This is a genomic window from Methylophilus sp. TWE2 (genome assembly GCF_001183865.1).
Taxonomy (GTDB): domain Bacteria; phylum Pseudomonadota; class Gammaproteobacteria; order Burkholderiales; family Methylophilaceae; genus Methylophilus.
The window spans coordinates 13,818-34,729 of the sequence record NZ_CP012020.1; the positions used below are offsets into that span (position 1 = coordinate 13,818).

22 protein-coding genes are annotated in these 20,912 nt (G+C 46.8%); 12 read left to right on the forward strand and 10 right to left on the reverse strand.

Features of this window, described 5'->3' with window-relative positions; all coding sequences use genetic code 11:
• Positions 1–2: 2 nt before the first annotated feature.
• Genes ACJ67_RS00065 through ACJ67_RS00075 form a run of 3 tightly spaced genes read left to right on the forward strand, consistent with a single transcriptional unit; the run spans position 3 to position 4,134 of the window.
• Positions 3–1,058 (forward strand): hypothetical protein, encoded by a 1,056-nt coding sequence (locus ACJ67_RS00065; RefSeq protein WP_049637370.1) that lies wholly within the window; start codon positions 3–5, stop codon positions 1,056–1,058.
• On the forward strand, positions 1,055–3,157 hold the full coding sequence (locus ACJ67_RS00070; protein WP_049637371.1) for a hypothetical protein: 2,103 nt from the start codon (positions 1,055–1,057) through the stop codon (positions 3,155–3,157). The genes ACJ67_RS00065 and ACJ67_RS00070 overlap by 4 nt, the downstream gene beginning before the upstream one ends.
• On the forward strand, positions 3,154–4,134 hold the full coding sequence (locus ACJ67_RS00075; protein ID WP_049637372.1) for a hypothetical protein: 981 nt from the start codon (positions 3,154–3,156) through the stop codon (positions 4,132–4,134). The genes ACJ67_RS00070 and ACJ67_RS00075 overlap by 4 nt, the downstream gene beginning before the upstream one ends.
• A 66-nt stretch (positions 4,135–4,200) precedes the next feature.
• Here ACJ67_RS00075 and ACJ67_RS14895 read toward each other — a convergent pair whose 3' ends face one another.
• Together ACJ67_RS14895 and ACJ67_RS00085 are read right to left on the reverse strand one after the other, a co-directional pair.
• A complete protein-coding gene (locus ACJ67_RS14895; RefSeq protein ID WP_197080635.1) occupies positions 4,201–4,767 on the reverse strand; it encodes an ImmA/IrrE family metallo-endopeptidase in 567 nt (188 codons plus the stop codon).
• Between the two features lie 3 nt (positions 4,768–4,770).
• Positions 4,771–5,103 carry a helix-turn-helix transcriptional regulator gene (locus ACJ67_RS00085; RefSeq protein ID WP_049637373.1) on the reverse strand — a complete coding sequence of 111 codons (333 nt, stop codon included), beginning with the start codon at positions 5,101–5,103 and terminating at the stop codon, positions 4,771–4,773.
• Positions 5,104–5,425: 322 nt separating this feature from the next.
• Between ACJ67_RS00085 and ACJ67_RS14540 the strand changes: the two genes are divergently transcribed.
• The 4 genes from ACJ67_RS14540 to ACJ67_RS00105 all read left to right on the forward strand — a co-directional run bounded on the left by ACJ67_RS14540 (position 5,426) and on the right by ACJ67_RS00105 (position 8,708).
• The gene (locus ACJ67_RS14540) at positions 5,426–6,127 is read left to right on the forward strand and encodes a multiubiquitin domain-containing protein (protein WP_082163870.1); all 702 of its coding nucleotides are present in this window, start codon (positions 5,426–5,428) and stop codon (positions 6,125–6,127) included.
• On the forward strand, positions 6,124–7,521 hold the full coding sequence (locus ACJ67_RS00100; RefSeq protein ID WP_049637375.1) for a ThiF family adenylyltransferase: 1,398 nt from the start codon (positions 6,124–6,126) through the stop codon (positions 7,519–7,521). The genes ACJ67_RS14540 and ACJ67_RS00100 overlap by 4 nt, the downstream gene beginning before the upstream one ends.
• Before the next feature lie 155 nt (positions 7,522–7,676).
• The gene (locus tag ACJ67_RS15205; protein WP_369799115.1) at positions 7,677–7,862 is read left to right on the forward strand and encodes a DUF6527 family protein; all 186 of its coding nucleotides are present in this window, start codon (positions 7,677–7,679) and stop codon (positions 7,860–7,862) included.
• 39 nt (positions 7,863–7,901) lie between these two features.
• Positions 7,902–8,708, forward strand: coding sequence for a DUF6216 family protein (locus ACJ67_RS00105; RefSeq protein WP_049637376.1), 807 nt, complete (start codon positions 7,902–7,904; stop codon positions 8,706–8,708).
• 452 nt (positions 8,709–9,160) lie between these two features.
• Here the strand turns inward: ACJ67_RS00105 and ACJ67_RS00115 are convergent, their stop codons facing one another.
• The 3 genes from ACJ67_RS00115 to ACJ67_RS00125 are packed head-to-tail and all read right to left on the reverse strand — an operon-like array spanning position 9,161 to position 11,152.
• Positions 9,161–9,613, reverse strand: a complete 453-nt coding sequence (locus ACJ67_RS00115) for an RDD family protein (protein WP_049637378.1) — start codon at positions 9,611–9,613, stop codon at positions 9,161–9,163.
• 28 nt (positions 9,614–9,641) lie between these two features.
• The gene (locus ACJ67_RS00120; protein ID WP_049637379.1) at positions 9,642–10,529 is read right to left on the reverse strand and encodes an alpha/beta fold hydrolase; all 888 of its coding nucleotides are present in this window, start codon (positions 10,527–10,529) and stop codon (positions 9,642–9,644) included.
• Between the two features lie 2 nt (positions 10,530–10,531).
• Positions 10,532–11,152: a LexA family transcriptional regulator gene (locus tag ACJ67_RS00125; RefSeq protein ID WP_049637380.1), complete on the reverse strand. Its 621-nt coding sequence runs from the start codon at positions 11,150–11,152 to the stop codon at positions 10,532–10,534.
• A 104-nt stretch (positions 11,153–11,256) separates the two neighbouring features.
• On the opposite strand from ACJ67_RS00125, the gene ACJ67_RS00130 reads away from it, so the two are divergent.
• Together ACJ67_RS00130 and ACJ67_RS00135 are read left to right on the forward strand one after the other, a co-directional pair.
• Positions 11,257–12,486, forward strand: coding sequence for a putative DNA modification/repair radical SAM protein (locus ACJ67_RS00130; protein WP_049637381.1), 1,230 nt, complete (start codon positions 11,257–11,259; stop codon positions 12,484–12,486).
• A 32-nt stretch (positions 12,487–12,518) separates the two neighbouring features.
• On the forward strand, positions 12,519–14,003 hold the full coding sequence (locus tag ACJ67_RS00135) for a TIGR03915 family putative DNA repair protein (RefSeq protein WP_049637382.1): 1,485 nt from the start codon (positions 12,519–12,521) through the stop codon (positions 14,001–14,003).
• Here ACJ67_RS00135 and ACJ67_RS00140 read toward each other — a convergent pair.
• Both ACJ67_RS00140 and ACJ67_RS00145 read right to left on the reverse strand, forming a co-directional pair.
• Complete coding sequence (locus ACJ67_RS00140) at positions 14,000–14,230, reverse strand: hypothetical protein (protein ID WP_049637383.1); 231 nt, start codon at positions 14,228–14,230, stop codon at positions 14,000–14,002. The two genes, ACJ67_RS00135 and ACJ67_RS00140, sit on opposite strands and share 4 nt — an antisense overlap.
• A gap of 185 nt (positions 14,231–14,415) precedes the next feature.
• Entirely contained in the window at positions 14,416–16,182 is a 1,767-nt protein-coding gene (locus ACJ67_RS00145) for a monovalent cation:proton antiporter-2 (CPA2) family protein (protein WP_049637384.1), read from the reverse strand.
• A 270-nt stretch (positions 16,183–16,452) separates the two neighbouring features.
• Between ACJ67_RS00145 and ACJ67_RS00150 the strand changes: the two genes are divergently transcribed.
• A complete protein-coding gene (locus ACJ67_RS00150) occupies positions 16,453–16,824 on the forward strand; it encodes a hypothetical protein (RefSeq protein WP_049637385.1) in 372 nt (123 codons plus the stop codon).
• Between the two features lie 48 nt (positions 16,825–16,872).
• Entirely contained in the window at positions 16,873–17,436 is a 564-nt protein-coding gene (locus ACJ67_RS00155; RefSeq protein ID WP_156171610.1) for a hypothetical protein, read from the forward strand.
• Positions 17,437–17,489: 53 nt separating this feature from the next.
• Here the strand turns inward: ACJ67_RS00155 and ACJ67_RS00160 are convergent, their stop codons facing one another.
• The 3 genes from ACJ67_RS00160 to ACJ67_RS00170 are packed head-to-tail and all read right to left on the reverse strand — an operon-like array spanning position 17,490 to position 19,679.
• Positions 17,490–18,257, reverse strand: a complete 768-nt coding sequence (locus ACJ67_RS00160) for an alpha/beta hydrolase (RefSeq protein ID WP_049637386.1) — start codon at positions 18,255–18,257, stop codon at positions 17,490–17,492.
• A gap of 18 nt (positions 18,258–18,275) precedes the next feature.
• A complete protein-coding gene (locus tag ACJ67_RS00165; protein ID WP_049637387.1) occupies positions 18,276–18,914 on the reverse strand; it encodes a glutathione S-transferase N-terminal domain-containing protein in 639 nt (212 codons plus the stop codon).
• A 15-nt stretch (positions 18,915–18,929) separates the two neighbouring features.
• On the reverse strand, positions 18,930–19,679 hold the full coding sequence (locus tag ACJ67_RS00170; protein ID WP_049637388.1) for a glucose 1-dehydrogenase: 750 nt from the start codon (positions 19,677–19,679) through the stop codon (positions 18,930–18,932).
• Between the two features lie 139 nt (positions 19,680–19,818).
• Here ACJ67_RS00170 and ACJ67_RS00175 point away from each other — a divergent pair, with 139 nt between their 5' ends.
• Positions 19,819–20,757 (forward strand): LysR family transcriptional regulator, encoded by a 939-nt coding sequence (locus ACJ67_RS00175; protein ID WP_049637389.1) that lies wholly within the window; start codon positions 19,819–19,821, stop codon positions 20,755–20,757.
• Positions 20,758–20,912 lie beyond the last annotated feature (155 nt).

A 20,912-nucleotide genomic window follows, 5' to 3' on the forward strand; every position in this document is an offset into this window, starting at 1 on the left:
TAATGACGCTGAATGAATTACAGCAGTTAGTACACAAATGGGATTCTCAAAACTTGACTGCATCTGCAATTGCAGATGCGGCTTACACGATTATTTACGATAAGCTTGACCATTTTGCAAATAACGAATGGCGCCAATATTTGCCAGCAGAGCATCCAAGTTTAAACGCTAGTTATATGGAGCGCTTGGCAGCTTGGATTGGCAATTTATCAGATGAGGAGGATCAAAAACTCTTTTTAAAATATGCATTGCATATTAGTTTTTTTTCACATGAAGATTTTACTGCCCTTTATCGAACTGCATTTGATCGGGAAATAACACAATGGGTGGCTGACCAAATTGGAGCGAAGTTAATACCTCATGGTAGCCAAGGATTTCGAAGTGAGGTTCACTCAGCATTAAATGAACGCACTTGGTTTTGTCCTGTTACTGATAGCATGGACATAAATGAATTTTACAAAGTAAACCATTTACGAGGAATTGGGCATCGCCCAGGTTTCGCAACTCTAAAAATGTTAGCTTTAGATTTTCCTGTCCCTGATCCTTTACTGATGAATAATTTAATTCAGTATATGGATAACCCAAGTTTAGATCCTCGAGACCCTTTGCCATCGCTAGAGCGGTTGGTCCTGTTAGAGGATATAGTCGGATCCGGTTCTCAATGTTTAGAAGTCGTTGAATGGGTATTAAATAATCTTGGAAGGCCGGTCTTATTTGTTCCTCTAATATTATGCCCCAATGGTGCAACTGTTTTGAATAGTCTAGAACAGCGATCTCAAGGACGGCTAACAGTACGCCCGGTAATTGAACTTCGTCGCGGAGATTTGCTTGGGGGAGAGCGACAAGGTGAGTCTGGATGGGCAATAACGGACCAACTTGAAAACCTTATAAGCCGGTTTACAGGTAATTTTAAATACGAAGATTACGGATATAGGAATACCGGCTGCTCATTGGCAACCTTTTCTAATACCCCTGACAATACTATTCCAATGATCCATGATAATGGGCGGTCCAACACTTGGGCACCTTTATTCCCAAGGGTTCTTCGAGATACATGAATATAACAATCAATCCATTTCAGCAGCTTTATTTCTCCGATGACACTCAGTCAGAGGATCATTTTGTCAGATTATTTAGCACGGAAGTTTTACAGACAGCCATACACCCAATATTTCAGGGTGGGAATGTAGTTCTTAGTGGTACACAAGGTTGCGGCAAAACTATGATTTTGAACCTTCTGCGACCAGAAACTCGAATTGCATATTTTAAGTGTGGACAAGAGTTTCCTGTAAATCCGCAGATGCGAGATTTCATTTCCGCTGGGGTAAATCTTACTCGTAGTCGGATCACAGATTTAGTGCAAGTTACATTACATCGTGGGGACGATGCTGATGAACGTGAGTTGCCATTATATTTTGCTGATTTTTTTAATTATTTGGTTGTAGAAGATCTAATAAAGTCAGTAGAAACTATCGGAAATAATCCTGATGTCTTTGACGGAATTGTTAACTTATCTGAACCAGATAAGTTTGTAAAAATTTTGGTTCAACAGGACTGTTGGTTTGGTTATTTCGATGATGTTGTAAATCTAGACCAACTTAAAAACAGAGTTAATGAGCGTATAAAATTATATAGGCTTTGGGTGAATGGAAATCTTGAAGATGGTCTTCCTCCAGATATTCTCCGAAGAAGTAAAACCAATATAGGTGAGCCAATTGCTAGAACCGCGGAATGTCTTAGGCAAAGTGGAGTAATACCGAAGAATGTGCCGGTACTTATTCGAGTTGATCAAATTGAAGAAATGCATCGTGCCTTTACTGAAAGACAACGAATTCTCCTTCTTTCTTTCCGTAAAATATTAAATCGCGCTTTTGCGTCAAGAGACGCTAGAGTTCATTACAGAGCTGGAACTCGACGTTATGGCTGGGATAATCAAGAGTTCTTGGGGGTATGGGGTAGCGAAGCCAAGCTTGAGAATAGACGTGATTACAATTTCATCGATATGGATGAGGAGTTATTCAAAAGGGGGGAGGTTGTAGGAAATTCCATTTTTGAAAGATTTTCAATTGATGCATTTCAAAGGCGAGTAGTTTTCTATTTTGAAGACGAGGTTAATTTAAACCCCCAATTAGCCAAATCTATATTTGGTAAACATCCGTTTGCTGAGCAAAGGATTTCTTCATTAAATTCTAAGGCAGAAAATAGCCAGATTGATCGTGCTTTGGGGTTGGATCTACTGGCTGATGGAGGAGCATGGTCAGAAGAATGGCGCACTTTTTTACGAAATATGTATTTGAGTGGCACAGATGGAATGTTAGATGCCGTACTTGCTGCCGCATGGGGTAGGCAAACTGGTGGAGGAGGCTTAAGGCGTCAACACAGAGAGTCTCCGCCACCGCAAGATACACCTTGGCGAGAGCGCAAATGGTGGCGAAAAGAGCGACTGGATCAAGCTGTATTACAACTTATGACCAGATCTCAGCAACGATTCATGTGGTGGGGATTCAAAGATATTCTAACTTTGAGTGGGGGAAATATTACGGTATTCCTACATATTTGTCACAGAGTTTGGGATGGCTTTCTGAAAAATGAATATAGTCTTCCCGAAAATAAGCGGACCGATCTTTTGAATGGTGGAGTAATTAATCAAAACATTCAATCATCAGGAATTCTTTTTGCAAGTAATGAATGGTTCAATAAACTTCAAGAGGAGCCAGGTGGAAATGCTAGAAAAAGTTTCGTGCAAGTATTAGGTGAGAGGTTAAACGATAGCATGATGCGCGATTTAAGCATGTCATATCCGGGGGGCAATGGCATTTCAATCGCTCTTTCAGAATACACAGCTGAATCTAAAGATATTGTCAGTTTAAGAAACTTTATGTGTGAGGCGGTTGCTTATGGAGCATTATTTGAGACCGAGCATGCTTCAAAGTCAAAAGCCGGTGGAAGAAGGGTTAAATTTTATTTAAATCCGATTTTATGCCCGAGGTTTCAACTTCCAGAAGCTAGAACGAAAGAGCCTTACTATCTAAAAATTAGTGAGTTATTTGAGTTGTTAAAGAAGGCGGAAGTAACATTAGAAAATCCAAATGTCAGACCTACTAAATCGATGAATAATTTATCGCTTTTTCCAGAATTTGATGGCGACAAGCTATGACCTATCGTCCTTGGGGTTCCGTAGAGTGGTCTCTTTCATTAAGCAATCCTAAACAATGGTCATTGATTGGGGCTCTCGGGACCGAAGAGCGTTCTTTAAGTGCTTGGGGATTGTTTAATCAATTTGGAATTTTAAAAGGACAAAGTTTTGCTGAGATTCTTGATGTAGACTCTGTGAAATACAGACAACTAAATAAGGACTTACTCGCACTCCGACGCGCGGAGTTTCTTGGTAGTGGTGGTAAGGTTGCAGACATTACTACTTTTGATCTAATGAGTGAGTTATTTAGAATCCGTCAATTCTCTCAAGAAGTTATACAAAAAAACTCATCTATCGTATTAGATATAACATCTCTGCCAAAACGTTTTTTTTTCCCTATTTTGGAGGCATTGGTCAAAAGCGCCAATATTCGAGATTTATTAATTACTTATACTTGCCCTGATTCTTATGCAAGTGGCGCCCTTTACGAAGATATAGAGCCCTGGAAAACATTGCCAGGTTTTGGTGGTAGGGATAATCCAGATATTTGGATTGCTGGTGTAGGTTTCTTAGCTGAAAGCTTAAAACGATATATAGTAGATAATCCAAAAGAAAAAATAAAAGTGTTAGTTCCATTTCCAGCACCCTTATCTTCTCTAAGACGTACCTGGCAATCGGTGGCTGAACTTGAGCAAGGTAATCCAGAAAATAGAATTGATAAGATTCGAGTGGATACTCTAGATATGTCAGCGGCCTTTGACCGAATCAGCTCTCTTGCAGGTAAACCTGCAAAAAATATAGCGTTCGCTCCTTTTGGACCTAAACCCACTTCTGCAGCAATGTGCCTATATGCATTACAGCAAAAATCTTCAGTCCATTATCCCCAGCCTACCGTATATCATCCCGAATATTCCAAAGGTATCAAGAAAGGGGATCCTAAGATAGCGGTTTCATCTTATTGGATTAAACACGATGGTGAGTTTCTTTACCATGTATGATTCGTGAGATATTAAGATTTAATTTCTTCTTCTCAGAGCAAATCAAACCATTGAGGTAGCTTTATCTCAGTAAGTATATTGCCGAGCAACTCCAGTCATAGACATACGGTATTTCAGCATACTCATGCTTACTCTGAAATCGCTGGCAGCTATTGTCAAATCTAGTCTTTGTTTCATGATAGAGACTAGAGCCTCTCTTGGCAATAAGAGGCATCCGCTAAGCCAATCCGCCTCATCTTCTTGATCTTTCTCATATGCTGAAAGCATCAATACCCCTTCAGATGATGCATTCATTTCCTGACTTTGATGATCCAGAATTAAATGAGATAACTCATGCATTAAATCGCTAGATTGTCTTCCGAGAGAGTGGGATGAGTTGAGAATAACGAGCTTAATGTCTTCAACAATAAGAGTCACAGCGGACCAATCGCTGGCAGTTTTCCCATCGTTATGCAGCAAGATATTAAGGTGTTCCTGAGTTAATCCAGGAACATCATGAGGGGTCCAAACTTTAATCCCTAAATTTTCGGCAAGAAGTCTCGCATCCAATGGGTCGGATGAGCTTAAACCAAGCTCCTGACGTTTATCAGTTGCAAAGCGTTCGCACCAAGATTTGAAGCCCCTCTTAAACAAGTTTTATCCTTCAATATTATTATCAGTCAGTATTGCTTTTTGAGCCAAAAGAATCATTTCGCTTAAAGCTTTTGCGCTTGCTGGAGTAATCGCGCTTTCTTTCTTGAAGTGAACTCTGACTCGAGGGGTGGGTTTGATTTCCGTAAGACCTAAATAGATAGAAGGGTCTTCACCTAACCAAGCGCAAATTTTACTGAAAGTATCGAGGTCTGGAACCTTCTTATTTTCAACTCTTGAAAGTGTTGCTGAGCTTACACCTATTTCTTTTGCAGCTTCTCTGACTCCCTTGATACTTCGCTTTCGCAGGATGTTCTCTGCTAGCAGCTCAATATTCATTTTTGGCACTCCGTCTCATAAGTAATACAAAAAGTGTTTGACATGTAATACGATGCTGTGCAAAATGCAATCGTCTTACATGTGAGACGGAAGTATGTTGCAGAAACCATCAATCGTCAAGCTCAATGATGAGCAGAAAGGTAATAGAAATGGCAAAAAACAGGCCAAAAGGTTATGGGCGTCGTATCGGCGCAGTTAGGGGCCGCTCTCAAATGCAAACTCCATCAGGGCATTGGGTGAAGCGTGATACTGAGACGGGACGTTTTATGGAAATTAAAACGTCAGACACAAAACCATTTAAAGGTATACGAAAGGAAAAGAAATGAGCAACGAAAAAGAAGTGATTGATCTGGCTGAATACGCCAAAGCCGACAAACCAGTCCCAAAAGAGAAACACTACAAGTTCCGTGTGGACAAAACTGAAATCACAGTCTCGCAAGAAACAATTACGGGCCGTGAAATCCTCACCTTGGCAGGTAAAAATCCTCAGAATTTTATTCTGCAGCAGAAAATTAAAGGTCAGGTAATTCGAATTGGGCTTGATGACATTGTCGATTTGACTGTGCCTGGCGTTGAACGATTCATGACGATTCCTAATGAGGTCACAGAGGGTGAGGCACCGACAATGCGAACACAGTTTGAATTGTTACAAGAGGATCTGGAGTATCTTGAATCTTTGGGGCTGCCATGGGAAACGGTTCAAGATGACGTTCAGACGCGCCGCTTGGTAATCCATGGATTTCCGGTACCTGTTGGCTACAACGTTGATAAGGTCGATGTTTTTGTTTATCTGCCGCCGAATTATCCAGATGTACAAATCGATATGGCTTACTTTTTGCCAAATTTGGCTCGAAAAGATCAAAAACCAATAGGTGCCTTGAGTGAAGCAGTCGCAGATGGGCAGACATGGCAACGTTGGTCTCGACATAGAAATGAGTCTAGTAAATGGCGTATCGGTGAAGACAATCTACGCACACATATGACATTAGTCAGTGACTGGCTCGAGCAGGAGCTGACGAAATGATGACTCACGACCAGGTATCGTTGGCCTTAACGGCTCAACATCACGAGCAATTAAAAAACCATCTTTACCCGGGCGATGGCAAAGAGGCGGTTGCAATTGGACTTTGTGGCCGCTCCTACCATAAAGGTTTCTCAACATTGCTTGTGCAAGAGATTTTTCCTATTCCCTATGCATCTTGCACGGTTCGAGAACAAGACAGAGTGACTTGGCGACCAGAGGTTTTAGAAGAGCTGCTTGCCAAAGCCATGAAGCTAAATCTCTCTATTGTTAAATTTCACAGTCATCCAGGTGGATTCCGTCAGTTCTCTGATACTGATGACGAATCCGATGTCATGCTGTTTGAATCAGTTTATGGATGGCTGGATACTGATTCGCCTCAGGCGAGCGTCATTATATTGCCTAATGGTGAGCTGTTTGGGCGGGCTATTACAAGCAGTGGAATTGGAAACTCGTTACGATTAATAAGAGTCGTTGGCGATGATGTTCAGTACTACTTTGATCAGGATGGTGCTGAAGATACCCCTGAGCATGCAACGCGTGTAGTGCAAACTTTTGGTGAAGGAACCTACCGAATGTTCCGAGAGTTAAGAGCTGGAGTGGTTGGCTGCTCTGGAACGGGTAGCATCATAGTGGAGCAGTTGCTCCGGAACGACATAGGCACCTTGGTCGCAATTGATCCAAAAGTGGTTGGATCTAAGAATTTAAACAGAATATTGAATAGCACCGATGCTGATGTTCAAAGTAAAAAAAGCAAAGTTTGCTTGGTTAAGGAAACAGCCGAGAAAATAGGTCTGGGAACAGAGGTTATTCCCTATAAAGCAGATTTGCAGAGTGCGGAAGTAATTCATGCGCTGTCGCAATGTGATGTCATATTTGGATGTATGGATTCCGTGGATGGCCGTCATCTACTGAATAAATTAGCCAGTTATTACTTAATCCCATTTATAGATATGGGAGTGCGAATTGACGCAGATGGTAAAGGGGGCATTGATGCAATCAATGGTGCTGTGCACTACATCAAGCCAGGTGGTTCAAGCTTACTTAGCAGGGGTGTTTATTCCATGCAGGATTTGGAGGCCGCCTCAATGAAACGACATGCACCAGAGCAATATGCTGAAAGATTAGATGAAGGTTATATCAAAGGGGTGCGTGTTGATCAGCCTGCCGTGATATCAGTCAACATGCAGATCGCTTCGACAGCATTCAATGAGTTTTTGGCAAGAGTTCATCCTTATCGCATTGAGCCAAACCGTTACTATGCTCAACGCAGAATAGTCATTAGTGATCCGGCAGCAAGCTTGGATATCGAAGAAAATAATCCCTGCCCAGTGTTTGCAAGATATCTCGCTAAGGGTGATCAAAAACCATTATTAGGAATATTAGGCCTAGCATGATGAAAAGCTATCTACGTGCAATTTGGGGGTGGCTGCTTACACTTTTTGGCCAATCCCCTTTATATCGACTTGTACTGTTGGATGAATTACCGGAAACGCCTAAGCCACAGAAAGTATATGTGATTGGCGATGCTGATACACATTGGATGGCAGCAATGATTTGTCCATGTGGCTGTGGTGATCTGATCCAATTAGCCACAGATCCAACAGGGCGACCAAGATGGGATGTAACCCAAGAAAAAGATGGTATGGCGAGTCTACACCCTTCAGTACACCGTAAAGTTAGATGCAAAAGTCATTTTTTTGTAAAACGTGGCCGAATAATTTGGTGTAACGATTAAATAACAATCAAAAAGCAATTTAAAGAAAGGTTTCAGTAAATGGCGTCATTAGCTAGAACATTAAATAATCCATATCCGTTTTTAATTGTGGCACTTACAGCTGCCTTTTTCTTTTTAATGGCTTGGTATCGAGCAGGAACGATATTAAGCATATTAGAAAGAGTCTGGAGGCTTATTGTTGGAAAAGGGGAAATAACCGATCCCAAGTTATTAAAGTTCAATAAGCAAATGAAAGATATTGAGCTATTTAATTTTGTATATGGCCTTAAAGTGCAATCCATTGAAAAAATGCATCAAGTAATTGAATGGATAGAGCAGCATAAATTAGATTATGTCGATGTTAGGCGTGCAAAAAAATGGATTGATATCAAAACGCTGGATGTTCAAAGTCCAGAAAAAAGTGATACCAGATGGACTTTTGTAGCCCTGATATTTTGTATATCTCTTATGGAATTAAGTAGTTTTGCTATGGGATCAAAGTCTGCGTTATTGCAGTTTAAAGAGTCAGGAGTTTGGTTTTTCCTAGATCAAAATGAAGCCCGTGGACTTCGAGGCAATTGGACGTTAAAAGCCACGCAATGTGATGTTTCAAAGAAGGGTGTGCGCTTAGTAGCAGAACTGACGGAGGATGAAAGCAACGTAATATGTGAGTCCTTCAAAGATAAAGGCTTAGCAGATTACCTGCAAAAAACAGTTCGGACGCAAAGGATTTTTTCTGGATACATCTTTTTAATTGCGTTGGGCTTTATTTATTGGATAGTAAAACATAGACTAGGCATTCTTGCTGCAAAAAGAATAAAAGAGACTTTGGGTAGCAATAAATTGAACTGTGTAAATGAAGCTTGAGTATCAAGGTTATGAGACTTTCTATTACGCTGTATTATTACAACTATGAAAACCGTTCAGACAGTAAAACTTAGTGAGGCAGAAATCCTTCGCATTAAACGCGAAGGGCAGGCTAAATCACGCCAATTAGTCAAAGATGGCATTCGAACCCAGGAAAGCATGTTCTTGATTCCTCCTGCAGTTGCAAAAGCATCTAAGGTTCGTTACAGAGGTTTCTCAACAATAGGGTAGTGAAGTTTCATTAATACTGCATTTTAGTAGGATTTTTTCACTTAATATTTTTGTTTCCAGAATAGGATCACGCACTTAATTTGAAATGTTGTTGATTTCATTAGGTGTGAGTTTTCACTTATTTTGAGAACCTACAATGATTTAGGTATCGGTTCTTAAAATAAAAAAGCCCCGGAAACCCGGGGCTTTTTTGTTTCGCTCATTTTAATTATGACTGGTTTTCAAAAAACAACGGGCGTGCCAGAATGCTTTTTATTCCTGACCACTACGGTTCCTGCAAGTTTGTCATGCCAGCCTTGTTTGCGTCTATCAAATGCCACCCAGAGGATGCCAAGCATAAGGGGGAGCATTGCAACAAAATAGGCAAAATACCTGCCGATAGATTGACTGGTAGTCATGGGGTGGCCAGTGCTTGCATCCACTACTTTTGCGGATATCGCCATCTTTCCCGGTGTGGCCTGTCTGGTCACCCAAAACACAATAGTGGCCACTGCCGGAAAAAGATAGGAGAGCAACACATCCATTGGTCCTGTCAGCCCTTCGTTTGACCAATATTCCTCGCCATAGAACGCTGTCAGCAGTGGCCCTATGATCATCAGAATCAATATCGTATCGATGATCGCTGCGCCTACGCGAGGCCAAAATCCCACATACTCCAGTTCTTCTGCTTGCATGCTTTCTCCCATCGCTATGTTGTGCTTATTAAAAACTCAGCCCAGTTATTTGATAGGGCGAAGAGCGTGAACTTAATCTACTTTTTTCATGCTGATTCACCGCGGATTTCCGTTTCAAGAATGCATCCACTGTCATTGCCAGGCGTGCTGGCTCATCATAAGGCAGTCCATGCCCAACATCAGGGATCATTTTGTATTCCAGATCAGGGTTAAGGGTATGCAACTGGCGTGCAGTCTCAGCAGACACCATCCCTTCGCTACCTAATACCAACAAAGTCGGGATATAAATGTTTCGAATCAGCTCATCAAATTCGGGATTTGGAGGAATGAGCACGTCAAAGGCATTCACACTGGTTTGCAGCCTGGCTTCAATCAGGTGTTCAATAATCACTGAGGCACGATAGCGATGTTTGGCTTTAGCTTCTTTAAACAGTGCTTCCTTGGTGGATTTCAACATTTGTCGATGCTGCTCCACCGCTGCGTGCTTGTAAACCTCATTTTGCCATTCAGGACTGATAAAGGTAGGGTCCGCCACGATGAGGCCACTGACAGCGCTGCCCAAGCGGTTGGCGACCACCGTGGCCGTCATGCCACCCATTGAGTGACCAAGCAAGTAGGGCGATTTAATGCCCAGGGTTCTCATTAGTTCGATGACATCATTGGCATGCTCCTGGTAGGTATATCCTTGTAATGGTGCACTGGAAAGCCCATGCCCCCGCGCATCTGGCATGATGATGTCATAGTGTTGTTCAAGCGCTCTTGCCATGGGTGACCAGCAGGCACCATTTCCAGCCAAGCCATGCAAGGCAATGAGGGTGGGTTTATTACCACCCGTTCTAAGATAATGAATATTGATGCCATTCGCCCTGCAAATGCCATCCGTCCAGTGTGTAGAAGGTGTGTTTTGACGTGCCATGATTAAAACTTTCTAAATGAACCGGTAACGACGCCCCAAATTTCAAACTGCATCTGCTTTGAGATTAGGATGGGCGAATATCTTCCTGAGGAGTTGGCGGGTAACAATTTGGGCATGCCATCTTTTTGCTTAGCCAGGGTTTTGACCGTGAACTCACCATCAATCATGGCCAGCACAATATCGCCAACGGCAGGGACTTTGTCTTTTTCCACCACCGCTTTGTCGCCCGGCATCAGCCCAACCTCAATCATGGATTCCCCCTGAATGGTGACAAAAAAGGTTTTGTCGGCTTTATTGATCAGGTATTCATTGGGGTCCATACGTGATTCAACATGATCATCAGCGGGGGAGGGCAAGCCAGCGGGTACTTTTGATTCAAACAGCGGCAAGCTCAGGTTTTCCAGATCATCCGATAGCTGGGTAAACTCTTCCACGCTATCCAGGTTGTCTTTCAGCTCACTAAGGCGCTGCTTCTTGGCATAGGCCTCCAGAAAACTTGTAATGACAGGTTTTTGGCTATTAGGGACGCGGATCACGCTCGTGTCTTCTTTGTACAAACCGGTTCCGGATTTGCGCCCGCCACCAGGTTGCCGGATACGTTCTTTTTTTATTTCTTCGCTCATTTTATTTCTGTAACAAAAATAATGTTATTATCGTAACAGAAATAATATAAAGATTTCTATTATTTTTTGAATTTAATTTTTCTTGTTTCGTTCAAATCATTCACATGGAGCTCAAGCAAAAACTCGAAATCCTGGCAGATGCCGCAAAATACGATGCCTCATGCGCATCGAGCGGCACAGACAAACGCACTTCCACCAATGGTAAGGGGATAGGCTCTACCACGGGTATGGGCATATGCCATAGCTACGCCCCAGACGGACGCTGTATTTCCCTGCTGAAAATATTGCTGACTAATTTCTGCGTGTATGACTGTGTCTATTGCGTCAACCGGGTCAGTAGCAATGTGCCGCGTGCGCGGTTCAGTGTGGATGAGGTGGTTAACCTTACCTTGAGCTTCTATCGCCGCAATTATATTGAAGGGCTATTCCTGAGTTCAGGCATTATCCGCAACCCCGACTACACCATGGAGCAAGTGGTAGAAGTGGCACGCGTACTGCGAGAAGTGCATGATTTTCGTGGCTACATTCATCTCAAGACCATTCCCGATGCCAGCCCGGAACTCATGGTACGCGCAGGGTTGTATGCCGACCGCCTGAGTATCAATGTTGAACTGCCAACCATTGCCAGTCTGCAGTCGCTGGCGCCAGAAAAAGATGGCAAGGCTATCCGCCGTTCCATGGGGCAATTACGACTCAAGATAGAAGAAAGCAAGGAGAAGACACTGACTGGCAAACGGCCACCACGGTTTTCTCCAGGCGGGCAGAGTACGCAGATGATCGTCGGTGCAGATAGCACGGATGACCGGGCCATCCTGGATACCAGCGCTAACCTGTATGGTGCTTTCCGCTTGCGGCGTGTCTATTATTCTGCTTTCAGCCCGATACCGGATGCCAGCAACATGTTGCCGCTCAAGGCACCGCCGCTGGTGCGCGAGCACCGTTTATACCAGGCAGACTGGCTGTTGCGCTTTTACGGTTTTGATGCCGAAGAAATCATCACCGGCCAGGATGGCATGCTGGACCTGGATGTAGACCCTAAGACAGCCTGGGCGCTGCAACACCGCGAACAGTTTCCGGTTGATCTCAACCGCGCACCCAAAGCCATGCTGTTGCGTGTGCCCGGGCTGGGTGTCACCAGCGTCGCACGCATTTTAGCTGCGCGCAAAGTACGCGCTATACGTTATGACGACCTGACTCGCTTGCGGCTGTCTCTGAAAAAGGTGTTACCGTTCGTCGTGCTGCCGGATTACCATCCCGGGCGCAGCCTCGACGATAACCACCTCAAACAACGCCTGCAGCAGCCTGTGCCATCGCAACAGTTTGCCCTGTTTTAACCACTCATACGTCTTTGTCGTGTCATTCTTGTATGCAGACCGTCCGCCTGGCCAGTGACACTGATATTGAAGGCTGGCGCAATGCCGCCCGCACTTTGCTGTTGCAAGAGATCGCGCCTGAGCATATCCAGTGGCGAGTCGGACAGCAAACGTATGGATTATTTGATCTGCCGGAAGATGAGCTAATTCCAAGCCAGCGGGCGAATCAACGTCCAACCACTCAATTCAAAGTCCCACGCGAGTTTATCGAGCTTTGCCGCCAGGTCATCCTGCATAGCGACCCATCGCGGTTTACCTTACTCTACCGCCTGCTATGGCGTTTAAAAGCGCAACCCAAACTGCTACAGCTGTCAGTGGATCCCGATGTGGCAAAGGCGCAAGCCATGGTTAAAGCCGTCCGTCGCGATCTGCACAAAATGAAAGCATTCGTGCGCTTTAGAGAGATTGAGATGGAAAATGGCGAATCCGAGTTTGTTGCCTGGTTTGAGCCCAGCCATCATATTGTGGAAGCCTCCGCACCCTTTTTCACCGGGCGTTTTACCAATATGCGCTGGTCCATCCTAACGCCGGAAATCTGCATGCACTGGGATGGCCACACGCTGAATTACACCGCGGGTGCCAGCAAGTCTGAGGCACCGTCCGAGGATGCAGGTGAAGAATTATGGCGGTCTTATTACCGTAGCATTTTCAACCCGGCAAGGCTCAAGGTATCGGCCATGCTGGCGCAGATGCCTAAAAAATACTGGCGCAACCTACCCGAAGCACCGCTGATTGCCGAGTTGATTGCAGATTCCTCGCCACGCATGCATGGCATGATCGTTGCACCGCCCACTGAGCCTCAGCGCAAAATTGTGAAATATGTGACGAAAGAGGAGAGCAGGCGACTGCCTGCAGACGCTGGAGATGTGATGACGGCTTTGCGTGAACTCAACGACACGATGCTGTCCTCTGCAGACTTTCCGCTCTCAGGTCATGCCACGCAAGCGGTATTGGGTCAGGGTGTTGCACCCGCCACCATCCTGTTGCTAGGCGAACAACCGCAAGAGCAGGATGACCTGGCTGGCCAGCCGTTTACCGGCCAGGCTGGCACATTGCTTGATCAAGCCCTCAATGCGGCAGGAATAGGGCGGTCTGATGTTTACGCGACCAATGTCCTTAAACACTATAAATACAAGCTACAGGGGAGGCGACGCATTCCTTTAGCGCTTGAGGATAGGGATATCCAGACCTATTTACCCTGGTTGCGGGCCGAGATTGAGGTTGTACAACCATCAGTCATCGTTGCTTTCGGACCGATTGCGGCGCGTGCGCTTACTGGCAAGGGGATGGAGAGTGAAGCGCATGGCGGCAAGCTGTTAACGCTGCCGGATGATAGGCAGCTGGTAGTGACCATCCATCCTGCATTGATCTTGAGCATACGAGATCAGGCAACAAAACAGTTGCGGTCCGAACAGCTGGTGAAAGACCTGGCTCTGGCCGCAAAAGCGGCCATGCAACGGGCGCTTGAAAAAGGTTAAGCAGCCATCGCGCAACGATGCGCATACAGCTGCGAGAGTTCATCACGCAACAGTTTGCATGCCTCATCGTAAGTCACACGGGAAAGCAGTATGCGGTCACCTTTGGCAGGCACAAACAAAAAGGATTGAGTACTCACGTCGGTAATAAACTCACCGACGATGGCTTCATTGATCGTGACAACATCCAGATTGGCGTGCGGTTCTGATTTTTTGAATTCTATTTTCATGAATATTGCCTTAGTCAGTCTCTTAACATAAAGCGTGGCTTCCGCAGAAGCCACCTCTTTCCAGCATCATTCACCCAGCACTTAAACGCGCATGGGTGTGGTGTTCGACGCTGTCTGTAAATAGATTAACGGCAAAAAATGGATAAATTTATAGGGCAAATGCGCGATAATTTGTAGGAATATCTTTATGTCTCAGAAGACGTACTTTCCATTTCCAGCAAGGTTTTCAAATCCTGCCGTCCTTGCTCCATTTGGCTGGATAACGCCTTGCGGTCATGCCTGATTTTCAGGGTGGCCTCCAGCTGCTCCATATCATGCTTTTCAAATTGCTTGATGATCCTGCCAGCCGCTGCGGCGGTTTCGCCTATGATGATCAAGGACTGTTTGGCGGCTTCCAGTGAAGAATAAAAGGTTTCACGTATCGGATGCAAATCCAGCTCACGTAAATCAAAGGCATCGGTTCGGCTCCTTGCCCTCACCACAATTTTCACCTGTGGCCAGCGCTCCTTCACCAGTTTAGCCATCTCCAACGTGGCCGTCGCATCATTGACAGCAATCACCAGTAATTTCGCTTCGGCAATCCCGGCTTCTTCCAGTACATCCAGCCGGGAGGCATCCCCGTAATAACAACGCCAGCCAAACTGGCGGGTCAAGTCGACCTGGTTAGGGTCATTATCAATCAGGGTGGGCGTAATGCCTTTGGCGGTCAACACCCGGCCCACAATTTGCCCAAAGCGTCCAAAGCCCGCAATGATGACACTGTTGTTTTCCGGGATCGCGTCTTGGGGGCGCTCTCCACATTGTAAATTCAAGAACCGGTCATACAGTAATAGCAGGATGGGGGTGACCAGCATGGAGACGGCAACAATGGCATTGAGGATATTATAGGTTTCACGCGATAGAGAGTCCTGCGTCAAGGCCACGCCAAAAATCACAAACGCAAATTCGCCAATCTGAGAAATGGCGGCACCAAACAAAAGTTTGTCGCGCAGCGGGTATTTAAACAATTGCCCCAATCCCATGAGTATCCCAACCTTGGTGGCAACAATCAGCAGTGCAAAGCCAAAAATCAGCATGGGTTGGCTGGCCACCAGTGCCAGGTCGACCGTCATCCCCACCGAAATAAAGAACAAGCCCAACAACAAACCTTTCACTGGCTCAATGTCCAGCCTAAGCTCATAGCGGTATTCAGAGTCGGCCAGCAGCACGCCAGCCAGAAAAGTACCCAATGCCATCGACAAGCCGACGGAGGCCATGGCCAGCGAAACGCCAATCACCAGCAAGAGCGAAAAAGCGACAAACACTTCACGCATCCCCGTTTGTGCCACCATGCGCATAATCGGCCGCAACACGGTTTTGCTCGCCAGCACAATGGCTGCAATCACCGCGATGGACTGCGTGAACGCCCACAGATCAAATCCGGAGGCGGTTTTATGCGGCGCAATAAACGCCAGCACCATAAATAGCGGAATCACGGACAAATCCTGGAACAGCAAGGTAGCAAATGCCGCCTGGCCGCCTTGTGTGTGTAATTGCTTTTTTTCAATCAGCGCCGTCAGGCCAATGGCTGTAGAAGACATGGCCACCCCCATGCCAACAATCAGCGCTTCAGGCCATGAAAAATGCAATAGATGAGCGATGACGGTGACCAGAGCAATCGTGACGGTGACCTGCATGCCACCCAGGCCAAACAAAAGCTTGCGTAGCTCCCATACCTTTTGCGATTCCAGTTCCAGGCCAATGAGGAACAGCATCAGCACCACGCCAAACTCGGCAAAGTGCAACACATGTTCGGGGTCAGCAATCAGTTTTAACGCAAAAGGGCCAATCAGGATCCCTGCAATCAAATAACCCAGCACCGATCCCAGGCCCAGTCTTTTAAAGATGGGTACCAGAATAATGGCGGAAGCAAGGTAGATGGCTGCCTGTACAAGAAAGTCGGAGTGATTCATGGATGCCTTTTAATGAGAACGGAGGTGTTTTCTGCCGACTGGCTTGTTGAGGCTGAAGCCAGCGCCCTGTTTGAAGCAGAAAGTAACATATCGCTGCGGGCAGGTCGAGTATTGGCATAGCGCCATGTGCGCATGATTGATAGCCGTTTGCCGGATGAATCTGACAAGAAAATCAGAGTTTTACCCGTGTTGCCGGTGGCTTATTCCTCCTACACTGCCTTAACGCTTAATTAACCCTTCAACAATCACGTGAATCACAGGTTGCCTTCCATGTTGCCTCCAAATGAATATGCAGATCAGATTTTTGATGTATTAAGGTTTTCCATAGACTTGGCGTGTACCGAGCAACATTGGTCTACCGTCAGCCGTGACGCGTTGGCCTTTGGCTTCACCCAACGTGATGTCTCTACGGCTTTTGCTTACGCACAACGGTTTGATCTGTTTATCGCCCCCGCCACGTTCATCAGCCTCAATTACCGCTCATTCGACCCTTCAGGCCCGTTCCGCACCTTGCCAGCGGTCAGTAAATTTGAATTAACCATGTCTGTAGAAGGTGAAATCGTTCGCACCCATCAAAATGATTTTGATGAGCCTGTGGTCGCCAAAGATACCTCTATCTGGGGTGAGCTCTCGTTCACATAATGTGAGCTGTTCACTCAACCAGGTATCAAATCAGCAGGAGGTGACAGCATGAAATATCTTAAGCAAATGAAATATTCGCTGATCGCCCTAATAAGTTGGCAGGCTGGCCTTGCGCTCGCTGCAGAACCGCAGCAGTTGTTTGAACCCATCCGCTCCGTGTTGCAACACCCACGTTGCCAAAACTGCCATATCCCTGGTGACCAGCCATTGCAGTTCGACGAAGGCAAACCACATGCCATGCTGGTAAAGCGTGGCCGTGCCGGCATAGGCATGCCCGCCATGGAGTGCACTTCTTGCCACCAGCAGAAAAATTCGCCACCCATCATGGGTGACCACGCCCCGCCAGGTGCACCGCATTGGCAGCTGCCGTCCCCGGAAAACAAAATGGTGTTTATAGACCTATCGCCCAGAGAGTTATGCATGGTCCTCAAAGACCCCAAGCGTAATGGCGGCAAGGATGGACAAAAACTCATCTCTCATTTTGCTGACGATAAGCTGGTTGCCTGGGGATGGAATCCAGGCGGTAATCGTACGGTGCCACCCCTCACCAAAGAGCAGACCGTCGCTGCGGTTAAACAATGGGTAGATGCTGGCATGCCTTGCCCAAATTAAGGGGTTGTCTGCATAGAGCTGTAGCTTGTTTAAACAGCAGACAAATGCATCCACTATTCATCCATTAAGACATGCCTCATTAACTGCACCAGTGTTTGAAAACACGGATGTTGCGCGCTGGTGAGAGCGTACTCACTATCACCCAAACGCCGTACCTGTACCGGCACACCCGCCAGCAACAGTTTCGCAGCATACGCTTCAGCTTCGTCCTTGAGAGGGTTGGATTCGGTGGTGATGACTGTGGCCGGCGCTAGCCCGGCCAGCCGACATGAGTGTACGGGCGAAGCATAAGGGTGCACAGCATTGCTGGCGACCTGGATATATTCAGCCCAGGCCCGGCGGCACGGGCTATCCACCGTCATTTGCATAGAATGCGAGCTCTGCGAGGCATCCAGCATGGGGTTAATGAGGATTTGACCGCGTAACTCGGCACGTTGTTTACCGCTCAACCCGCGGTCCCTGAACAACATTGCCACCACTGCCGCCAGGTTTCCACCTGCCTGTTCACCAGCCACAAATACCCGACCCGCATCGCCACCGAGGGATGCCGCCTGCTGGCTGATCCAGGCCAGCGCCTGGTAAGCCACTTCTATCGTGTCCGGAAAATGCAGCCTGGGCGCGAGAGGATAGTCCACACAAACCACCACCGCCTGTTCAGACAGCGCATTGGCCACCGCATGCGCAGTCTCTATGTTGCCGCAGTTAAACAACGCGCCATGAAAAAACAACATGATGGGCAGTTTGTGTTGAGCGGGTACGCCAAACACCTGCAGCGCCACTGGCTCTGCTGTCACCGTCGATTGAAATGAAGTGGTCCGCATGGTTTTTTGCTTATTCGCTTAATCCAGCCTGGGTATTTGCATGCCGCGCTGCACGGCTGGCCGCTCACCCACCATGTTTAACCAGCGTTGCATGGCAGGCTTGGTCGCCAGTGAGTCTTTCAACACCTCTTTCAGGTAGGTGGTCGCCGCCAGCGTCCACGCATAGCAAGCAATATCCGCAATCGAATATTCGTCACCCGCCAGGTAAGTGTTGGCCTGCAACTGCTTGTCCATCACCGTGAGTAAGCGGTCTGCTTCTTCGGTAAAGCGGGCAATGGCTAATGGTGCTTTCTCCTGGCTGCGCACCGCAAAAAACCCCAGCTGGCCCAGCATAGGGCCCAGCCCGCTGGTTTGCCAATGCAACCATTCAAACGCAGTGTAACGGGCCTGGCCGTGTGGCGCTAAAAACTGGCCATATTTTTCGGCCAGGTAAGTCAAAATCGCACCGCTCTCAAAAATCACCACCGGCTCCTGGTCTGGCTCAGTGTCAATAATGGCCGGGATCTTATGGTTAGGTGAAATCGCGCTGAAATGGGCTGAAAACTGCTCCTGCTTGCCCAGATCAACCGGGCTCACCGCATAGTCCAGCCCCAACTCTTCGAGCATGATGGAGATTTTTCGGCCATTGGGTGTTGCCCATGTGTAGAGGTTGATCATTTTATTCTCACTTCATTAACGCAAGCCACCGCCCACCAGCAATTGCTCGCCAGTCAGCCAGTATGAATCTTGTGAGGCCAGGAAAGCCGCGACTGAGGCAATATCGTTCGGTTGACCGGTACGGCCCAGTGGAGTCTGAGCCACATAGCCACTCTCCATTTCAGAGCCAATCACCCCCGCCGTCTGTGTGCCTTCCGTGGCAACCAGGCCAGGGTTCAAGGCATTCACGCGAATCTTGCGTGGGCCCAGTTCTTTAGATAATGAACCAGTGATGGCATCCACTGCGCCTTTGGTTGCGGTATACACCGCCGCACCCGGAGGCGTTAAGCGGCTCACCACAGAGCCAATGTTGATAATGCTGCCGCCTTCAGGCAAATATTTCACCGCCGCCTGGGTGGTCAACAACAAACCCAGCACGTTGATATTGAATTGTTTGTGAAAGTGTTCAGGGGTGATTTCTTCAATGCTGCCGAATTCATAAATGCCGGAGTTATTCACCAAAATATCCAGCTTGCCATAGGTGCTAATCGCCGCTTCAATAATCGCCTGTGCGTCTGCCACTTCACTCACATTGCCACCCACCGCCACGGCCTTGCCACCCGCCGCTGTGATCTCAGCCACCACTTTCTCTGCCCCGGCTTTGCTCGATAAATAATTCACCACCACCGCTGCGCCATCACGGGCAAAACGTCTGGCGATTTCAGCACCAATGCCTTTAGATGCACCAGTCACAACGGCGACTTTACCTTCAAGTTTCTTGCTCATAATAAATCTCCTAAATAAAAAGTCATGAAGTTGTTTGAAACTGGTGATCACTATAAATAAATAAAAAACACAGATAAATCACCTAAATATGTAATCACTGTGCTAATTTATTGGACAATCAATCTAAACAAACAAAGTTATGGACCGCTTCGACACCATGCTGGCGTTCACAAGAGTGGTAGAGCTAGAGAGCTTTACCAAAGCCGCCATGTCGCTCAATTTGCCCAAAACTACCGTCTCGGCCCAAGTGTTGGCCTTGGAAAAACGCTTGCGCGTCAAACTGCTGCACCGCACCACCCGGCGCATCAGCGTCACCACCGATGGCGCCGCCTATTACGAGCGGGCGATTCGATTACTCAACGAGCTAGAAGAAACCGAAGCCGCCCTCAACCAGGCCACGGCCAGCGCAAAAGGACGTTTGCGGGTCGATGTGCCCACGCCCGTGGGGCGGCTGGTGATTATTCCGGCACTGCCAGACTTTTTTAAACGCTACCCCGAGATACAACTCGAAATCGGCTGCGACGACAGGCCGATTGACCTGCTTGAAGAAGGTGTCGATTGCGTCATCCGCATCGGCAACTTGTTAGATTCCAGCCTGGTCGCCCGCCGGGTAGGCACTATGCAATTTATGCTGGTCGCCTCGCCAGACTACTTAAAAACTTACGGCACACCACAAATCCCAGACGACCTGCAACGCCACCAGGCTGTGCACTTTTTTTCATCCAAAACCGGCAAAGTACGCAACTTCATCCTTGAGCACGAAGGCGCAGAGCAAGAAATCCCCACCATACGCAAACTAGCCATTAATAATGGCGATGCCATTGTCTCCGCTGCCCTGGCAGGCATAGGCATCTGCCAACTGCCCAGCTTTATGGTGCAAGGCTATTTAACTGAAGGTAAGTTAGAAAAAGTACTGGGTGATTATGGGGCAGGGAGTTTGCCGATTAATGCGCTCTATCCGCAAAACAGGCATTTATCATCGAAGGTGCGGGCGTTTATTGAGTGGGTGGCGGAGTTGTTTGCGGAGTGCCGACTGCTTCAAACCTCAGCCAAAAATGAGCAAGCTGGGCAAAAATAACAATCATTATTCAAGAGGCTGGCGAATCGAAGACAACATCCAAATTTCAGAGGGTGTTTGTTTGATGCCAATAAGTTAATATCTTGGCTCAAACGAGTTTTAAGATTTTATTAAGTAGCATGGGTGCAGAATCCTTAGCGATGGGTCAAGAAATA

Excerpts from the sequence above, each read along its gene's own strand:
- ACJ67_RS00065 (WP_049637370.1), top strand. The coding sequence starts at position 3 with ATGACGCTGAATGAATTACAGCAGTTAGTACACAAATGGGATTCTCAA.
- ACJ67_RS00070 (WP_049637371.1), top strand. The coding sequence starts at position 1,055 with ATGAATATAACAATCAATCCATTTCAGCAGCTTTATTTCTCCGATGAC.
- ACJ67_RS00075 (WP_049637372.1), top strand. The coding sequence starts at position 3,154 with ATGACCTATCGTCCTTGGGGTTCCGTAGAGTGGTCTCTTTCATTAAGC.
- ACJ67_RS00085 (WP_049637373.1), bottom strand. The coding sequence starts at position 5,103 with ATGAATATTGAGCTGCTAGCAGAGAACATCCTGCGAAAGCGAAGTATC.
- ACJ67_RS14540 (WP_082163870.1), top strand. The coding sequence starts at position 5,426 with ATGAGCAACGAAAAAGAAGTGATTGATCTGGCTGAATACGCCAAAGCC.
- ACJ67_RS00100 (WP_049637375.1), top strand. The coding sequence starts at position 6,124 with ATGATGACTCACGACCAGGTATCGTTGGCCTTAACGGCTCAACATCAC.
- ACJ67_RS15205 (WP_369799115.1), top strand. The coding sequence starts at position 7,677 with ATGATTTGTCCATGTGGCTGTGGTGATCTGATCCAATTAGCCACAGAT.
- ACJ67_RS00105 (WP_049637376.1), top strand. The coding sequence starts at position 7,902 with ATGGCGTCATTAGCTAGAACATTAAATAATCCATATCCGTTTTTAATT.
- ACJ67_RS00115 (WP_049637378.1), bottom strand. The coding sequence starts at position 9,613 with ATGCAAGCAGAAGAACTGGAGTATGTGGGATTTTGGCCTCGCGTAGGC.
- ACJ67_RS00120 (WP_049637379.1), bottom strand. The coding sequence starts at position 10,529 with ATGGCACGTCAAAACACACCTTCTACACACTGGACGGATGGCATTTGC.
- ACJ67_RS00125 (WP_049637380.1), bottom strand. The coding sequence starts at position 11,152 with ATGAGCGAAGAAATAAAAAAAGAACGTATCCGGCAACCTGGTGGCGGG.
- ACJ67_RS00130 (WP_049637381.1), top strand. The coding sequence starts at position 11,257 with ATGGAGCTCAAGCAAAAACTCGAAATCCTGGCAGATGCCGCAAAATAC.
- ACJ67_RS00135 (WP_049637382.1), top strand. The coding sequence starts at position 12,519 with ATGCAGACCGTCCGCCTGGCCAGTGACACTGATATTGAAGGCTGGCGC.
- ACJ67_RS00140 (WP_049637383.1), bottom strand. The coding sequence starts at position 14,230 with ATGAAAATAGAATTCAAAAAATCAGAACCGCACGCCAATCTGGATGTT.
- ACJ67_RS00145 (WP_049637384.1), bottom strand. The coding sequence starts at position 16,182 with ATGAATCACTCCGACTTTCTTGTACAGGCAGCCATCTACCTTGCTTCC.
- ACJ67_RS00150 (WP_049637385.1), top strand. The coding sequence starts at position 16,453 with ATGTTGCCTCCAAATGAATATGCAGATCAGATTTTTGATGTATTAAGG.
- ACJ67_RS00155 (WP_156171610.1), top strand. The coding sequence starts at position 16,873 with ATGAAATATCTTAAGCAAATGAAATATTCGCTGATCGCCCTAATAAGT.
- ACJ67_RS00160 (WP_049637386.1), bottom strand. The coding sequence starts at position 18,257 with ATGCGGACCACTTCATTTCAATCGACGGTGACAGCAGAGCCAGTGGCG.
- ACJ67_RS00165 (WP_049637387.1), bottom strand. The coding sequence starts at position 18,914 with ATGATCAACCTCTACACATGGGCAACACCCAATGGCCGAAAAATCTCC.
- ACJ67_RS00170 (WP_049637388.1), bottom strand. The coding sequence starts at position 19,679 with ATGAGCAAGAAACTTGAAGGTAAAGTCGCCGTTGTGACTGGTGCATCT.
- ACJ67_RS00175 (WP_049637389.1), top strand. The coding sequence starts at position 19,819 with ATGGACCGCTTCGACACCATGCTGGCGTTCACAAGAGTGGTAGAGCTA.